This is a genomic window from Pseudomonas sp. GW821-FHT02C04 (assembly GCF_059421845.1).
The window spans coordinates 1,499,170-1,513,603 of record NZ_JBWKVT010000001.1; the positions used below are offsets into that span (position 1 = coordinate 1,499,170).

The window sequence follows — 14,434 nt, forward strand, 5'->3', positions numbered from 1 at the left end:
TGCCGCCCCTTAACCACTAGAACTCTACTGATGATAACCACTTAGGTAATCTTCAGATTTTTTTGCTGACTTCTTAAGAAACACAATATAATTTTTTTCATGCTCAACAAACCCCCCGATCTTATGAGATAAGGGTGGGGGTAGTGTCTTTTCTGCTTTATATAATTCTTCCCTGGCCGCCCTTCCCAAGTCTTCGATTTTACTTAATAAGGGTAGAACGAATCCTCGCATTTGTTGTTCAAAAAGTGGAAATCTATAGGTGTCCACATGTAAATTTTGAACAGCAATAGTAAATCCACAGTTGATTACGTTATGCCACCAACCAGGGGGAATATATAATGCATCACCTGCCGATATTGCACCTTCAAAAATATCGGCACCGTGCTTAAGTACTTCATTAGCAACGCAAGGATTAAATAAATCTTGTCCATTCGAAACTGCAAACGTGTGAGAGGGCGATACCAAGCGAGCTTTTTTTTCACCCACAATCACTGTCAACACAGAATTAACAAAAAAAGAATCTGTATGGAGAGGGCTTGATACATGTTGATAGCCAATAAGCAAATTTGTCGGCGGTATTGAAATCGAAGGTGGAAGTTTGTATAACCAATTATCAGGAAAACAAGGCAGTTTCATGTCTATATCATCTAGAAGTTCAGGAAATTCTTTATGATATATCCACCCACCCAAATAGGGTAACTCGCCATCATTATCAAAAGGATTATTTTTTTCTGCTAAACATATATACTCCCCCAGAGGCATTTTAGTTTGGTCTTTATAAAGCTCTTGTCGTTTAGTCTTGTAATAACAGACAGGCACTTTAATGTGCCCATATGTATTTTTGAAAAAATCGGCAGACCAGCGCCTAATGGCAGGCCAATCACTAGCCATTCCTTTTAGAATGACTGGCCTTTCATTCATAAGGTAATTTTTTTGGAAAAAAACCGCATTACTAGCATCAATGCTTTCAAGAAGAGTTATATTTTTATTTTTCAAAGGAACAATCCTTGTTCAATACATTGTGTTGGCTTTTAAAAAAGGTCAAACATAATGAATGACCTTTTTTTATCATAGTCCTAGCGAACTATTAACAGCGGCCGAAAACGGCTTGAAGCATCAGTTCATCATCTGCTAAATCCATGAAGAAAGAGACATCTTCATTTTCGCTCGCGGCAGAAAAAGCATTAGGGTTGTCCGATTCCAATACATACTCGATCACTTCTTCATTTTTCATTTTGTATTCTCATTAGTTAAAAGATGAGGTAGTAACAGTTTTAGATTAAGCAGCCACTGATTAGTTTTGATTTTCGGTCAGAAATCAAGCAGGAGGCCCTATTTTCTGAGGGAGAAGCTGCGCAATTTCCGAACTAGTCAGCGCCTTGCTGAATAAAGACCATATTCCAGTATTGCGCAAATGCACACTTTGTAAATGCATGTGTCAGTCGATCCTAGATAGGAGAAATAGCTGCTGCAATTCGCCCGTTGCGGTAAAAAGATGGCAGCCGCAGAGAGTTGGTGCTGCGCCTGCCCTTTCCGATACGGTGCTGCGCCATTTCTCGTCACGAACTAAGCGCGGAAGAGCGCGGCACCATTTGCGTCATGATATTCAGGGGCTGAGCGTCGGATTACATGGATCAACTGGGAGTTGAACCGCAACTGAAAGGTCTGTGGTTGTTACTTGGTTTTCGTGGGGTGCTGGAAGGCTCCATCCTCAATGAGGTTGAGCTGGCAGAGTATCGTCGGTGCAAAGAGGCGATGTCGCTGGCTTGCACACCTGACAGTAGAGAATTCAGCGTTGCGCCAAGGGCATCGCACAGCATGTGGATCTTCGTCGTCAACCCGCCCCGGCTGCGCCCGAGCGCATGATCCTGCGGTTCTTCAGACCCCTTTTTTCTCAGTACCGGTAGAGGGTCGAGTTGCCCGTACTGCCGTGGAGTCGATCATCCAGGTTTCCAGATCGATCAACCCTTGCTCGTTCAACCTGATGTGAAGCCGCTTGAGCATCAGGTTGAATGCCCCGCAATTTCGCCAATCTCGAAACCGCTGATAGACCGTTGACCATGGGCCAAAGCACTCGGGCATATCGCGCCACGCAGCCCCCGAGCAGAGTACCCAGAGCACGCCGTCGAGCATCAGCCGATCAGCTACGCGAGGTCGGCCGGTCCGACGTTTTTCCACAAAGAGATCAGCGACCAGATCCCAGGCCGCATCGGAGAGTTCATACCGCTTTGCCATCAATGGATTCCTTTCTTCAATGGCTGCGAACTCTAAGGAGTCTCAGCTCTCGGGAGTTCACTGTGTGTTTTTCAAAAGATTTCGTACAGAGCCTAGAAAACCCGGAGTGATTCATTATCGACTATCGTCAGTATTTTTGACGCTCGGTATTTCTATTTCCACGTTTGTAAACTTGAGCAAACCTGATAATGACTACCCTACTTTCTTCACAATCTATCAGTCACGATAATACCTTTGGCCCTTTGTTTGCCGATATTTCCTTCGGCCTTAAAAAAGGTGACCGTATCGGCCTGATTGGTCATAACGGTTGTGGCAAAAGTACCCTGCTGAGAATCCTCAGCGGCGAACTCACTGCAACTTCGGGCACCATTACCCTGTCAAGCCAATGCCGGATGGCACGGGTTGAACAGCATTTGCCCCCCGACCTGAACGCTTACACTCTCCTCGAGGCGGTGATCAATCATGCTCCAGACAGTTTGCATCAATACGAACGCTGGCAGGTCGAAGCGCTGCTGGCCAGTTTGGGGTTTGATGAAGCTACTTGGAAACTGACTGCCGGAACGCTCAGCGGAGGGCAGCACACGCGCCTTCTGCTGGCCCGTGCACTGATCCAACAGCCGGACTTATTGTTGTTGGACGAACCCAGTAACCATTTAGACTTGCCCACGTTACTTTGGCTTGAGCACTTCCTGAAAACATGGGGGGGCAGCTTTGTCTTGGTATCCCATGACCGCAGCCTTTTAGATAACGTCACCAACTGCACATGGGTATTGCGCGACAAGACCCTGCAATTTATTCGACTACCCTGCACGCAGGCGCGTGAAGCTCTAGCAGAGAAAGATATAGCAGATGCCCACCGCCGTCAGGCCGAGCAAAAAGAGATTGACCGAGTTGCAAAAAGCGCTAAACGGCTGGCAATCTGGGGCAGCGTCTACGATAGCGAGAAGCTGGCGCGCAAAGCTAAACAAATGGAGAAACAGGTCGACCGGATGAAGGATGACCAGACTCAGGTCACTGCCGGTACTCAGTGGCAGTTGCGTCTTAATGGTGAAGCGTTAACAGCCGACCGTTTGTTAGAGCTATCTCATTTGCAGGTTCGGCCTGCGTTAGATGCGCCAGTGCTGTTCGAACTGGACGAAGTCCGGGTTAAATGCGGTGACCGGATTGCACTGGTCGGCCGCAATGGCTGTGGTAAATCTTCTCTCCTGCATACCTTATGGCGAGCCTTCTGCTGTCCAGAGACAATGAAGGATGGGGTGGTGTTCCACCCTAAAGTACGCGTCGGTTACTATGATCAGAACCTGCAGCAGCTGCGTGATGATGACACCTTAAACGAAGCACTTGTCCCTTTTTCGTCGCTTACAGAGGACCAGAGGAAAATGGCACTAATTAGTGCCGGTTTCCCCTACCTGCGCCATCAACAAAAGGTGAGTACCCTGAGCGGCGGCGAGCGTTCACGGTTGTTGTTTATCGGTCTCACACTGGCAAACTATTCGTTGTTGTTGCTTGATGAGCCGACTAACCACCTGGATATGGAAGGCAAAGAGGAACTGGCGGAAACGCTGAAGATGTTCAGCGGCGCTGTATTGCTGGTTTCTCACGACCGCACACTGATTGAGCAAAGCTGTAACCGTTTCTGGTTAATAGATAAACATAGGCTGAAAGACTGGCACGCTCTAGCGCCAGTGTATGCCAATCTGGCAGATGCTCATGTACCCGCCACATTAGCCGCGCCGTTACAGGGTGAACAATCGTTTGTATTGCCAGAAACAGAAGAGCTCCTATTGGCGACTCTGTTGGATCTGGAAAGTAAACTAGAGGAGGATCTAGCGCGTAAAGCCAAGCACCAAAAGCCTGAGTTACAGCGCGAGTGGCAGCAAAAGATTGCTCAGCTCGGCGCTCTGCTAGATTTAGGGTAGAGCGTGGAGCACGGCCAAGCAGCTTTAAACATCAGGACAAAGGCAGCGAGCTGTTCAGGGTCAGGCGCAATCCGAATACGCCAAGGCGCAACCGCATGCCACGTCGAGCATCTCTTCCAGGTGATCAAGGCTCGCTTCAATCACCGTAACTTTGGTCACCACGGGCTGCCAGCATCATCGAGCGAATGCTCGGCTGGCTGAAGGAGATCCGCCGCATCGTTACGCGCTTTGACAAACTCGCAACAAGTTATGCGGCGATGGTCTCACTGGCTTTTGACATGCGGTGTTTATGACATTTCCGAATAGAGCCTAGGGGTTGTCAGCAACCCCTGACCTGCACTCATCAGACGGGGGTAGCGACTTTCCCGACCGCCCCTACCCCGACTTCCACCGGACTCTGCGCCTTGCACGCCTGACTCAACGTCAACGACTTGGTCTCCGGCGCCCAAGCCCACGACAGCAACGCACCGATCGCCAGGATCGCCGCAAGAATCCCCATGGTCGGGCTCAACCCGATCCCCGCCACACTCACCGGCAACAGGAACGTACTGACCGCCGAACCCAAACGACTCACCGCCGTCGCCAGACCAATTCCGCTGGCCCGCACCTCCGTCGGGAAGCTCTCCGCCGGGAACACGCCCACCAGGTTGCTGACCGCCGACAACACCAGCGTGAACAAGCCGAACACCAGCACCATCAGCCACGCCGCGCTGCCCGGCAATACCGCCAGCAGAAACAACGCCACCGCGAGGATGATGAACGAGTTGATCAGGAACCCGCGCCGGGTGAATTTGATCGTGCACCAGATGCCGATCAACGCGCCGAGGATCAGCAGCATGTTGAGCATCAGTTCAGTGCCGAAGCCTTCGGCCAGGCCCATCTTCTGCAGGATCGACGGCAGAAAAGTGTAGATGGCGAAGTACGGCATGACGATGCAGACGAAGAACAGGCAGTTGAACGCCGTGCGCTTACGGTACTCGGGGCTGAACAGCACCGCGTAGCCCGAGCGGGTTTCCGTGGATTGGGTCTCGTCCAGCTCGACGTTGTCGCCCAGGTGTTTTTTGACGATCGCACGGGCCTCGGCCACGCGGCCCTGATTGACCAGCCAACGCGGTGATTCCGGCGTACCGATCCGCGCGATCAGAATCAACGCGGCGGGGATCGCCGACGACGCCAGCATCCAGCGCCAGGCATCGTCCCCGAGGCTGAGCATCGCGGTGCCAACAAAGGTTGCCGCGACGTAGCCGAAGGTCCAGATCACGCTGAACGAACCCAGCAACACGCCGCGATGCTTCTTCGGTGCAAACTCGGCGAGCATCGCGTGGCCGACACTGAAATCGCCACCCAGGCCGATGCCGATCAGCACCCGACACAGGAACAGGCTCATGGCGGTTTCAACGTAGAACTGCATCACCGACGCGATAGTGATCAGCACGAAACTGACCAGGAAGATTTTCTGCCGACCGACCTTGTCCGAGATCCAGCCGAAAAACAGACTGCCGAGAAACAGCCCGATCAGCGCCGACGCACCGATCAGGCCCTGCCAGAATGCATCGAGTTGCATCTGTGGACTGAGCAAGGTGAACGCGATGCCGATCAGGCCAAGGATGTAGCCGTCGGTGAAGTGCGCGCCGAAGGTCAGGCCGGCGATCTTGAGGTGGAAGCGCCCGATGGGCAAGTCATCGATCTTTACGGGTTGAGCGGACATATTCGTCTCCAATTGTTGTTATTGACGGAGAAACGGAAAGCTCTTGGAGGAACCTTGCGGGAGTCAGCGCCCGCAAGGTTCGGGGAGGTCTAGAGACCGCCCATCAACAGGTATTTGATCTCCAGATAGTCATCCAGACCGTACTTCGAACCTTCACGCCCAAGGCCCGATTCCTTGATGCCACCGAACGGCGCCACCTCCGTGGAGATGATCCCTTCGTTGATGCCGACCATCCCGGCCTCCAGCCCTTCGGCCATTCGCCAGACGCGGCCGATGTCGCGGCTGTAGAAGTACGCCGACAGACCGAATGGCGTGTCGTTGGCGCGCGCCAGCACTTCGGCTTCGTCCTTGAAGCGGAAGCACGCCGCCACCGGGCCGAAGGTTTCGTCCTGGGCGATCAGCATGTCGCCGTTGGCTTCGGTGAGGATGGTCGGCTCGTAGAACGTGCCGCCCAGCGCATGACGACGACCGCCGCACAACAGCGTGGCGCCCCTCTCCAACGCATCACTGACGTGGGCTTCGACCTTGGCCAGTGCGGCGGCGTTGATCAGCGGACCTTGCTCGGTGTCACCGTCCAGCGCACTGCCCACGCGCATCGCCGCCACGGCTTCGGCGAGTTTGCCGGTGAAGGCTTCGTAGACGCCGTCCTGAATGAAGAAGCGGTTGACGCACACGCAGGTCTGCCCGGTGTTGCGGAATTTCGAGGCCATCGCGCCTTTGACGGCGGCATCGATGTCGGCGTCGTCGAAGACAATGAACGGCGCGTTGCCGCCCAGTTCCAGCGAGACCTTTTTCAGTGTGTCGGCGGCCTGGCGCATCAGCAGTTTGCCGGTGCGGGTGGAACCGGTGAACGACAGCTTGCGCACCACGCTTGAAGCTTGCAGCGCACCGCCGATGGCCACTGCATCGCCGGAGACGATGTTGAACACGCCCGCCGGAATCCCGGCCTGCTCGGCCAGTACCGCCAAAGCGAATGCCGACAGCGGGGTTTCTTCCGACGGTTTGAGAATCATCGTGCAACCCGCCGCCAGCGCCGGGCCGACCTTGCGGGTGACCATCGCCAGCGGGAAGTTCCACGGGGTGATGGCCGCGACCACGCCAATGGCTTCCTTGGTCACGATGATCCGCGCATCGGCCTTGTGGCTCGGGATCACATCGCCGTAGGCACGCTTGGCTTCCTCACCGAACCACTCGAGAAAACTCGCGGCGTAGACCACCTCGCCTTTAGCCTCGGCCAACGGTTTGCCTTGTTCGCGGCTGAGCAAGGTCGCCAGTTCCTGCTGGTTGGCGAGCATTAGATCGCTCCAGCGCTTCAGGCGCTGACTGCGCTCCTTGGCGGTGAGTTTGCGCCACGCCGGCAAGGCGCGGTTGGCGGCTTCAATGGCAAGATTGGTTTCCTCGGCACCGGCCTTCTGCACCTCGGTGATCAACTCACCATTGGCCGGGTTGCGCACCGGATAGGTTGCGCCGCCCTGGCCCCACTGACCGTCGATGAAGTTGCCTTGACGAATCAACCCGCTCATGCCACCGCTCCCTGCAACGTGAAGCGTTCATGCCCCGGACGGGCCGTGCGCAGGATGCGTTTGCCGGCGGTGTAATCGTTGATCACGTCGCACGGGGTGTAGTTGCGCTCCAGTTCGTGAAGCTCTTCGGCATCGAGTTTGGTCTCCAGCGCGGCCAGTGCGCTGTCGAACTGTGCGGTGGTGTCGGCGCCGACCAGCATGCAATCCACACCCGGGTGATTGGCGACCCAGGCCTGGGCGATCTGCGCGTTCGACACGCCACGGGCACGGGCCACGCGCTGCACCGAATGAGCGATCTCGAACGAGGCTTCGTCGCTGTACATCTGCTGGGTGAAGAAGTCGGTCTGGTTGCGGGTCGATTGCACATCACCGGTCAACAGGCCACGGGCCAGCGGGCTGAACACCGACACGCCGATGCCCTGATCGCGGCAGAACGGAATCATCTCGCGCTCTTCTTCGCGGTAGGCGCAGTTCAGCTGCAGCTGCATGTTGATCGGCTTGACCCAACCGTTGCGCTCGCAGGCCATGAGGATTTTCGCCAGTTGACCGGTGAGCATGGTCGAGACACCGATGTAACGCGCCTTGCCGGAACGCACGATGTCGTTCAGTGCGCCCATGGTTTCTTCGACCGGGGTGTTCACATCGAAGTAATGCAGCATGAACACATCGACGTAGTCCATATCCAGACGCTTCAGCGAGGCATCGATGCTGTCCATGATGTGCTTGCGCGAATGGCCGCTGGCATTGATTGCATTGCGGGTGCCGTAGCCGACCTTGGTGGTGATCACCAGGTCTTCGCGACGGGCCAGGCGCTTGACGATGCGTCCCACCACTTCCTCGCCGACACCGGCGGAATAGAAGTCCGCCAGGTCGATGAAGTTCACGCCGTTGTTCAGGGCGTGGGCGACGATCGGTTCGCTTTGTTTTTCATTGAAGATCCACGGTTTCCAGTCCGGGGTGCCCATGTTCATGGTGCCCAGGCACAGGCGGGAGACTTGCAGGCCGGAGTTGCCCAAACGGATGTATTGCATGGCGCGGACCTCAGGCTTTTGGCGTGTAGAAAGGGTTGCTGATGTGGTTGACCACATCCTTGAGCTGCGCGGTTTCCGGCTTGCCGGTCAGGGCGGCGCGGATCGCGGTGCGGCAGGCGTTGTAGTTGTTCAGGTAGACCGCATCGAGGTCATCGCAGGCCGGGTTGACCCAGTTGGCGGTGACGATCGCCCATTCGTCTTCGGCTTCCGGCGGCAGCGTGCCGTCGAGCAACGCTTCGAGCACAGCCTTGGCGATGCCGGCCTGGGAAGCGCCCCACGTCGCGTTGCCGTGCAGATCGCTGCTGATGGCGGCCTTGTTGACGTACAGGGTCATCGGCTTGACGGGGATGTTCGGCTGGGCGATCACCATGAACGGGCAATGGCCCTGGCTCGGCGATGCCAGGCTGTTGGCGAACGCCTGCCCCGCCGGGCCGTTGCGCGGGCCGATCAGGATGTTGATGTGCGCGGCGTTCACGCCCGGGCCTTCGAAACCTTCACCGATGTACAGGTCGAGTTCTTTCATCAGTCATTACTCTTTGCGATGCAGAGGGATTTTTTGGGGTGATCGACAGCTCACGCCGGCCGAATGGCCAACGGGATCAATAACGGACGTGGGGAGACGCGGAGGGAGAATCGGGACATGGCTGCAAACGCTCTCTGGTTGTTATTGATGAGCTGTGTTTGCGATTTTTTAACACCGGGTATCGGGGCACCCGTAACCATTAAAAATCATGGGGCAATGACTTTTAGTCATAGCCTTGATGCAGGTAAAAAAGTGCGGGCGAAAAAAATCCCGCTCGGGAGCGGGATTTTTCAGACTGCGCGGATTACGCGACGACAGGAATCATCGGATCTGCAGCCGCCAGCGCGATGGCACGGTCAGCCGCCGGTGGATAGATCCACTGGGTGTTGATCTGGGTCTTGAGCGACTTGCCCTCCTCCTTCACCAGTTTCACCTGACGATCCCAACCCTCGGTGTACACCGCGCCCCAGGCGCCGAGATCGAGGCAGGTCACGTATTTCGGCTGGCTGTACGGCGTCGGATCGACACCCAGAATCTGCGCCGCGACGTTGTTGCCGGCGTGACGACCGAGGGAAATCGCGTGCTGGCAGGTCATCAAGGCGAAGTTGCCGATATCGTCGGTGGCCGCATACGCCACGTCGCCCGTGGCAAAGATGTCGTCCTGGCCGATGACTTTCAGGTGTGCATCGACATGCAGGCGACCCTGGCGATCACGCTCGGCAGGAATCTGCTCAGTCAGGGTGCTGGCGCGCACGCCAGTGGTCCAGACCACGGTTTTTGCCTCGATGCGCTGACCGTCCGACAGGGTCACGCCGTTTTCGTCGACCGAGAGCACCGACACGCCCAGTCGCCATTCAACGCCCAACTCCGTGCTCGCTTCAGCAATCGACACGCTGATGGCCTCGCCCATGGCCGCACCGACTTTCTGCCCACGGTCGACGATGATCACCTGTACATCAGCCTGCTCGCCCAGCACTTCCCGCAGACGCGCCGGCATTTCGGTTGCGGTTTCGATGCCGGTAAAACCGCCGCCGGCGACCACCACGGTGTTGCGCGCCGGGCTGGCAGGCTGATCGGCCAGCGACTTGAGGTGGTTTTCCAGGCGAATCGCCGCCTCGATCTGGTCAACGTCAAAGGCGTGTTCTGCTACGCCAGGGGTGTCCGGCAGAGCCAGGCCACTGCCGGAAGCCAGTACCAGTTTGTCGTAGTGGAAAACCTGAGCGGTGCCGTTGGCATCGGTGTAGCCCACGGTTTTGGCGTTCACGTCGATGTTGTTCGCGGCGCCCTTGATGAAGTTGACACCCACCGCGTCGAACAGATCGCCCAGCGGCGCGGCCAGTGTGTGGGCATTCGGCTCATAGAAACGTGGACGCACGCGCAGTTCCGCCTGCGGCGCCAGTACGGTTACATCGATGTTGTCCCGATTGTGAATGTCCACCAGACGTGTGGCGCTCAATGCCGTCCACATGCCACCGAAACCTGCGCCGATTACCAGAATGTGCTGTTTCATTGTTGTCTCCAGGCCCGAAGCCAAGTCGTAGAAAGAGGATCAAGAATTCACGTTTATCGGGAGTCGGCACGCTTGTGGTTTCTGAAAGCGCTGAACGCTGCTCACCGGATAACGGCGACTCTATTGGTCGCCGTTACATCCAACAAGTCAGATTATCCGATCATTCGAATCGAGATTATCGATAACTAACAGGGCCTCTTCTGACGACACAAAAACCATAAAAATCGCCAGACACCGAGAATCAAAGGGCTTGGAGGCAAAGATTCACGCGCTCATCACATTTGTCCGCCACGAATTACCCTGTTAACATCTGCGACAATTACAGTCGGAGATAGCTATGTCGCTTTACAGTGCGGGCGTCGAGTACGGCATCCATTGCCTGGCGTTTCTGGTGGGCAGCGGCGGTGACAGTCGCGAAGCGAGCGTGCGCGACCTGGCGGACTTGCAAGGGGTGCCGCTGGATTACCTGGCGAAGATCTTCACCAAGCTGGCCAAGGGCAAACTGGTAGTGGCGACCGGCGGCGTACGCGGCGGCTTTACGCTGGCGCGCCCGGCGGATGAGATCACCCTGCTCGATATCGTCAACGCCATCGACGGCCCGAAGAACATTTTCGAATGCCGCGACATCCGTGGGCGCTGCGCGCTGTTCGACGGCTCACCCCCGGAATGGGCCGTGGACGGAACGTGCTCGATCCACGGGGCAATGATGGTTGCGCAAAAGCGCATGGAAGAAGCCCTCGCCCAGCAGACCATTCTCGACATCGCCAGAAAGGTCGGGCGCAAGGCACCGGCAGAGTTCAACAGTCAGGTGGAAAACTGGATGCAGGATCGTCGCGACAAGAAGACCGGCGGCTCGGGCATCCCGCTCACCGACATCACCGACTGAGCCATTCCGGCAGGCAGGCGAAAAAAAAGCAGAAACCGATCACACGGTTTCTGCTTTTTTCATTTCGGCCGTTCTGCCCTCAGAGGCAATCACGCACCGATTTGCGCAACGAGCCGGACTTGGCCCACGGCGGCCCCTGGTACAGCGACACGCGGCTGCCGTCCTTGTACTTGACGATATCGAGAATCTCGTCGGCGGTGACGATACTCGGCGCCTTGATCCGGTAACCGTTGGAAATCGCGACCTGCGAGGTCTTGGGAATATCCTGCTGCCACAGCGGCAACACACATGCGGCGTAGTCCTTGGGAGCCTTGCCACTGACCTTGCTGAAGTTCGGTTCGCCCGGCACCAGTGATGCCGGCAGTGAACAACCGGCCAACGTTGCCATCAGCAGGCCCCCGATCAACATCCGCATATTGAATCCTTCATTTTAAAAAAAGCGAATTTACCTTTTAACTGTTCGAACATCCATCGTGGCGCAATGCTTTGACCCCGAAAACCGGGCTCTGCGGCGCCGCAGCAGACTATTACTCCGACCAACGGCAGCTTGTTCACGCCCGTTCAGCTCACTGACCAGAACCACTTGCCCTGCTCCCGGAAAATGCGGCTACTATTTTCTACCGAGAATGCTCCGGAGGTGATCATGCGGCTCAATGAATACGAACACGAACTTCAACGTGACCTGCAAAGCGTGGCGTCGGATCTGAGATGGTCGGCCGTCGACCTCAAGCGCATTGCCGAGCAGTTGCGCAAATCCGGCAACGAAGCGGATGCGCAAACCGTGCTCAGGTCCTGCGAGGTGCTGCAAAGCGATGAAGAACGTTTGCAACTCTATGCCAGGGAAGTGAAGGCCCGCGCCATCAGCCGAACGAAAGTCCACTGACACACCACAACAAAAAGCCCCGGACAACCCGGGGCTTTTTCATTGCAGGCCTTCAGCCTGTCTTGCGGCCGCGCGTGCGGCTCTTGTAACCCGGAAGTGCAGCGGCATACGCCAGTGCCTCCTCCCGGCTGGCGAAAGACGCCAGTCGATCACCCTGCGTGCAGACCCTCCACGGGCCGTTGTTCACACTGAGTACGTCGTAGCCGTTCATGTGCATTCTGTTCAGTATCGCCATGCTCATAGGCACCTCCTGTCGACTATCGATAGTCCAACTGCACGTTTTTACCTTACACCGGGTACAACGCCGTGTGCCGACCAGACGTCGCCCCACGTCGGCGTCAAGTGTCTGGCACTTTTGCGCCTTTCGACCACTCAGACATTACGAGCGCGTCTAAACCACGGCACGGCTTGAATATTGCATTTTCATGACCGATTTATGACAACCGGCAATCGGGTAACAAATGAAAGTACGTGCAACCATCATCTGCGAGCAGGATCGACACATTCTCCTGGTGCGCAAACCCCGATGCCGCTGGAATTTGCCGGGGGGCAAAGTCGAACTCGGGGAGACCAGGGCCGACGCCGCGACGCGTGAACTTGAGGAAGAAACCGGCCTGCTCGCCGATGGCATGCTGTATCTGATGGAGTTGGAGGCAGGCGGCACGCGCCACCATGTCTACGAGGCGTCGGTGCTAAATATTGATGAAGTACGGCCACAGAACGAGATCATCGATTGCATCTGGCACCCGCTGAACGCGGTACAGAACCTGAGTGTCAGTGAGGCGACCCTGCAAATCGTCCGCGCCTTTCAGCGCCGGCTCTGAGTCAACCGGCGAACGCCCGGCGCCCGGCACTCATTTCAGTGCGCAACTCACCGATGAAGTTGGAGATGTCACGAATGGTGACCAGATGCTCCGGTGACACGCCGTTGAGCAGCAAATCGACACGCCCGCTGTCCGGTTCGTAAACCTTGATCTGCAACAAGCCCTGCCCCGTTTCCGTGCAGTCACAGTAAAGGGGCGAAAAGCCGGATTCGACGATGCGGCAAATGTCGGCAATGGCAAGCATGGGCGGACGCCTCGCAGGCGATGGATCGGTCGATCGATTGAGCATAGATGAGCTTTTTCGACCCTGCGCGAGCACCCAGCCGCAGAAAATGCCAACCGCTTCACATCTTTCGCGCGATACCGATCAGTTGGCGTCGCGGCCCCAGATCCAGTTCCAGATCCCCGGCAGGCGCACCGGATCCGAGCTTTTCTGAACCGTTCGCGCCAGCGCTGCTTTCTCCAGTTGCGCGTGATCGTCGTAGAACGGTTTATCGGCCAGATGCACCCCTGTGGCAGCGGCACTGTCGAGCAGGATCTGCAGATACTCGCGGGCATGCCGCGCTGTGTAGCGGTTGAGGTCATGGAACGTCACCACCACCGGGATCACCCCGTCCACCGTCGGCAGTTCGCCGAGGGCGATCCGCTCGCGCACCTCCGACAGCTGACGCAGCATGTTGGCGCGGCGCCTGGGGCTGCCATTGAAGCCCCAGATCTTGCCGTCATTGGCGCTCAGATCCGTAAGCAATACATGCAGGCCGTGTAACTGATAGGCCGCGAACGTACGTTTGTCGTAATTCCAGAATGGCGGGCGCAACAGCACCGGTGGCGCGCCGGTGATCGCGGCGATGTCCGCCGTGCCGTTGGTCAGTGACGTTTCGAGTTCCTGCGGATCGAGCGATCGGTGATTGGTGTGCCAGTGGGTGGCGGTGTGAAAACCCAGAATGTGCCCTTCATCGTGTTCGCGATGCATGATCCGCCGGCCGATCTCGCTGTTGCCGGCCCTCGGCGCACGAGTCTGGACGAAAAACACGGCTTTGATGTTGGGCTGCAACGGGTTGTCTTTCAGGCTGTCGAGCACGGTTTCGGTGGGGTTGTAGAAACTCGAAGCACTGGGGCCGTCATCAAAGGTCAGCAGAAACCTGACCGGTGCCTGCGCATCCAGCCGTGATCGGGTTTGCGCGGTCATTTCGATGGGAGCAGCAATGCAGCCGGCCAGCCCGGTGATGAGGGTCACAGCGCAGAAGAGCTTGAACCAGTGTTTCATGTTTTGCCTTGAGCCCGACCGTCGCGGTCACGTTGTCGATTGGCAAAACTCCCTCGCCGCTACTGCCTCCCTGCGGCCCACCGAAATGGGCCGAGGTTGGATAAAGATAACAGGGTTTGGTTCCG

Annotated in this window: 15 protein-coding genes and 3 pseudogenes; 6 read left to right on the plus strand and 12 right to left on the minus strand. The window is 56.7% G+C overall.

Annotated features, from left to right (window positions below):
• Positions 1-24 precede the first annotated feature (24 nt).
• The 3 genes and pseudogenes from AC07VV_RS06735 to AC07VV_RS06745 all read right to left on the minus strand — a co-directional run.
• Complete coding sequence (locus AC07VV_RS06735; protein ID WP_495035744.1) at positions 25-996, minus strand: cupin-like domain-containing protein; 972 nt, start codon at positions 994-996, stop codon at positions 25-27.
• 91 nt (positions 997-1,087) lie between these two features.
• The gene (locus AC07VV_RS06740; RefSeq protein ID WP_495035745.1) at positions 1,088-1,234 is read right to left on the minus strand and encodes a hypothetical protein; all 147 of its coding nucleotides are present in this window, start codon (positions 1,232-1,234) and stop codon (positions 1,088-1,090) included.
• A 505-nt stretch (positions 1,235-1,739) separates the two neighbouring features.
• A pseudogene (locus tag AC07VV_RS06745) lies at positions 1,740-2,235 on the minus strand (IS5 family transposase); the annotation flags it as partial.
• Between the two features lie 188 nt (positions 2,236-2,423).
• Here AC07VV_RS06745 and AC07VV_RS06750 point away from each other — a divergent pair.
• The 3 genes and pseudogenes from AC07VV_RS06750 to AC07VV_RS06760 all read left to right on the plus strand — a co-directional run.
• The gene (locus tag AC07VV_RS06750; protein WP_495035746.1) at positions 2,424-4,154 is read left to right on the plus strand and encodes an ABC-F family ATP-binding cassette domain-containing protein; all 1,731 of its coding nucleotides are present in this window, start codon (positions 2,424-2,426) and stop codon (positions 4,152-4,154) included.
• Positions 4,155-4,162: 8 nt separating this feature from the next.
• Positions 4,163-4,340, plus strand: a pseudogene (locus AC07VV_RS06755) (IS5/IS1182 family transposase); the annotation flags it as partial.
• Positions 4,316-4,447 (plus strand): annotated as a pseudogene (locus AC07VV_RS06760) (IS5/IS1182 family transposase); the annotation flags it as partial. The pseudogenes AC07VV_RS06755 and AC07VV_RS06760, both read left to right, overlap by 25 nt.
• 50 nt (positions 4,448-4,497) lie before the next feature.
• Here AC07VV_RS06760 and AC07VV_RS06765 read toward each other — a convergent pair.
• The 5 genes from AC07VV_RS06765 to AC07VV_RS06785 all read right to left on the minus strand — a co-directional run bounded on the left by AC07VV_RS06765 (position 4,498) and on the right by AC07VV_RS06785 (position 10,449).
• Positions 4,498-5,862 (minus strand): MFS transporter, encoded by a 1,365-nt coding sequence (locus AC07VV_RS06765; RefSeq protein ID WP_495035747.1) that lies wholly within the window; start codon positions 5,860-5,862, stop codon positions 4,498-4,500.
• Between the two features lie 89 nt (positions 5,863-5,951).
• Positions 5,952-7,385, minus strand: a complete 1,434-nt coding sequence (locus AC07VV_RS06770; RefSeq protein WP_495035748.1) for an NAD-dependent succinate-semialdehyde dehydrogenase — start codon at positions 7,383-7,385, stop codon at positions 5,952-5,954.
• On the minus strand, positions 7,382-8,416 hold the full coding sequence (locus AC07VV_RS06775; RefSeq protein WP_085731936.1) for an aldo/keto reductase: 1,035 nt from the start codon (positions 8,414-8,416) through the stop codon (positions 7,382-7,384). Before AC07VV_RS06775 ends, AC07VV_RS06770 begins: the two co-directional genes overlap by 4 nt.
• A gap of 10 nt (positions 8,417-8,426) precedes the next feature.
• Positions 8,427-8,939 (minus strand): formaldehyde-activating enzyme, encoded by a 513-nt coding sequence (gene fae / locus AC07VV_RS06780; RefSeq protein WP_007950493.1) that lies wholly within the window; start codon positions 8,937-8,939, stop codon positions 8,427-8,429.
• Between the two features lie 304 nt (positions 8,940-9,243).
• Positions 9,244-10,449 carry an NAD(P)/FAD-dependent oxidoreductase gene (locus AC07VV_RS06785; protein ID WP_495035749.1) on the minus strand — a complete coding sequence of 402 codons (1,206 nt, stop codon included), beginning with the start codon at positions 10,447-10,449 and terminating at the stop codon, positions 9,244-9,246.
• 337 nt (positions 10,450-10,786) lie between these two features.
• On the opposite strand from AC07VV_RS06785, the gene AC07VV_RS06790 reads away from it, so the two are divergent.
• The gene (locus AC07VV_RS06790; RefSeq protein ID WP_273538999.1) at positions 10,787-11,335 is read left to right on the plus strand and encodes an RrF2 family transcriptional regulator; all 549 of its coding nucleotides are present in this window, start codon (positions 10,787-10,789) and stop codon (positions 11,333-11,335) included.
• A gap of 79 nt (positions 11,336-11,414) precedes the next feature.
• Here AC07VV_RS06790 and AC07VV_RS06795 read toward each other — a convergent pair whose 3' ends face one another.
• On the minus strand, positions 11,415-11,750 hold the full coding sequence (locus AC07VV_RS06795; RefSeq protein WP_495035750.1) for a hypothetical protein: 336 nt from the start codon (positions 11,748-11,750) through the stop codon (positions 11,415-11,417).
• 228 nt (positions 11,751-11,978) lie between these two features.
• Between AC07VV_RS06795 and AC07VV_RS06800 the strand changes: the two genes are divergently transcribed.
• A complete protein-coding gene (locus tag AC07VV_RS06800; RefSeq protein ID WP_065259780.1) occupies positions 11,979-12,218 on the plus strand; it encodes a hypothetical protein in 240 nt (79 codons plus the stop codon).
• 52 nt (positions 12,219-12,270) lie between these two features.
• On the opposite strand, the gene AC07VV_RS06805 is transcribed toward AC07VV_RS06800, so the two are convergent.
• Complete coding sequence (locus tag AC07VV_RS06805) at positions 12,271-12,459, minus strand: DUF2188 domain-containing protein (protein WP_495035751.1); 189 nt, start codon at positions 12,457-12,459, stop codon at positions 12,271-12,273.
• Positions 12,460-12,679: 220 nt separating this feature from the next.
• On the opposite strand from AC07VV_RS06805, the gene AC07VV_RS06810 reads away from it, so the two are divergent.
• On the plus strand, positions 12,680-13,042 hold the full coding sequence (locus AC07VV_RS06810) for an NUDIX hydrolase (RefSeq protein ID WP_495035752.1): 363 nt from the start codon (positions 12,680-12,682) through the stop codon (positions 13,040-13,042).
• Position 13,043: 1 nt separating this feature from the next.
• Here AC07VV_RS06810 and AC07VV_RS06815 read toward each other — a convergent pair whose 3' ends face one another.
• Together AC07VV_RS06815 and AC07VV_RS06820 are read right to left on the minus strand one after the other, a co-directional pair.
• On the minus strand, positions 13,044-13,286 hold the full coding sequence (locus tag AC07VV_RS06815; RefSeq protein WP_096820123.1) for a DUF1652 domain-containing protein: 243 nt from the start codon (positions 13,284-13,286) through the stop codon (positions 13,044-13,046).
• A 123-nt stretch (positions 13,287-13,409) separates the two neighbouring features.
• Entirely contained in the window at positions 13,410-14,309 is a 900-nt protein-coding gene (locus tag AC07VV_RS06820) for a polysaccharide deacetylase family protein (RefSeq protein ID WP_495035753.1), read from the minus strand.
• Between the last annotated feature and the right edge of the window lie 125 nt (positions 14,310-14,434).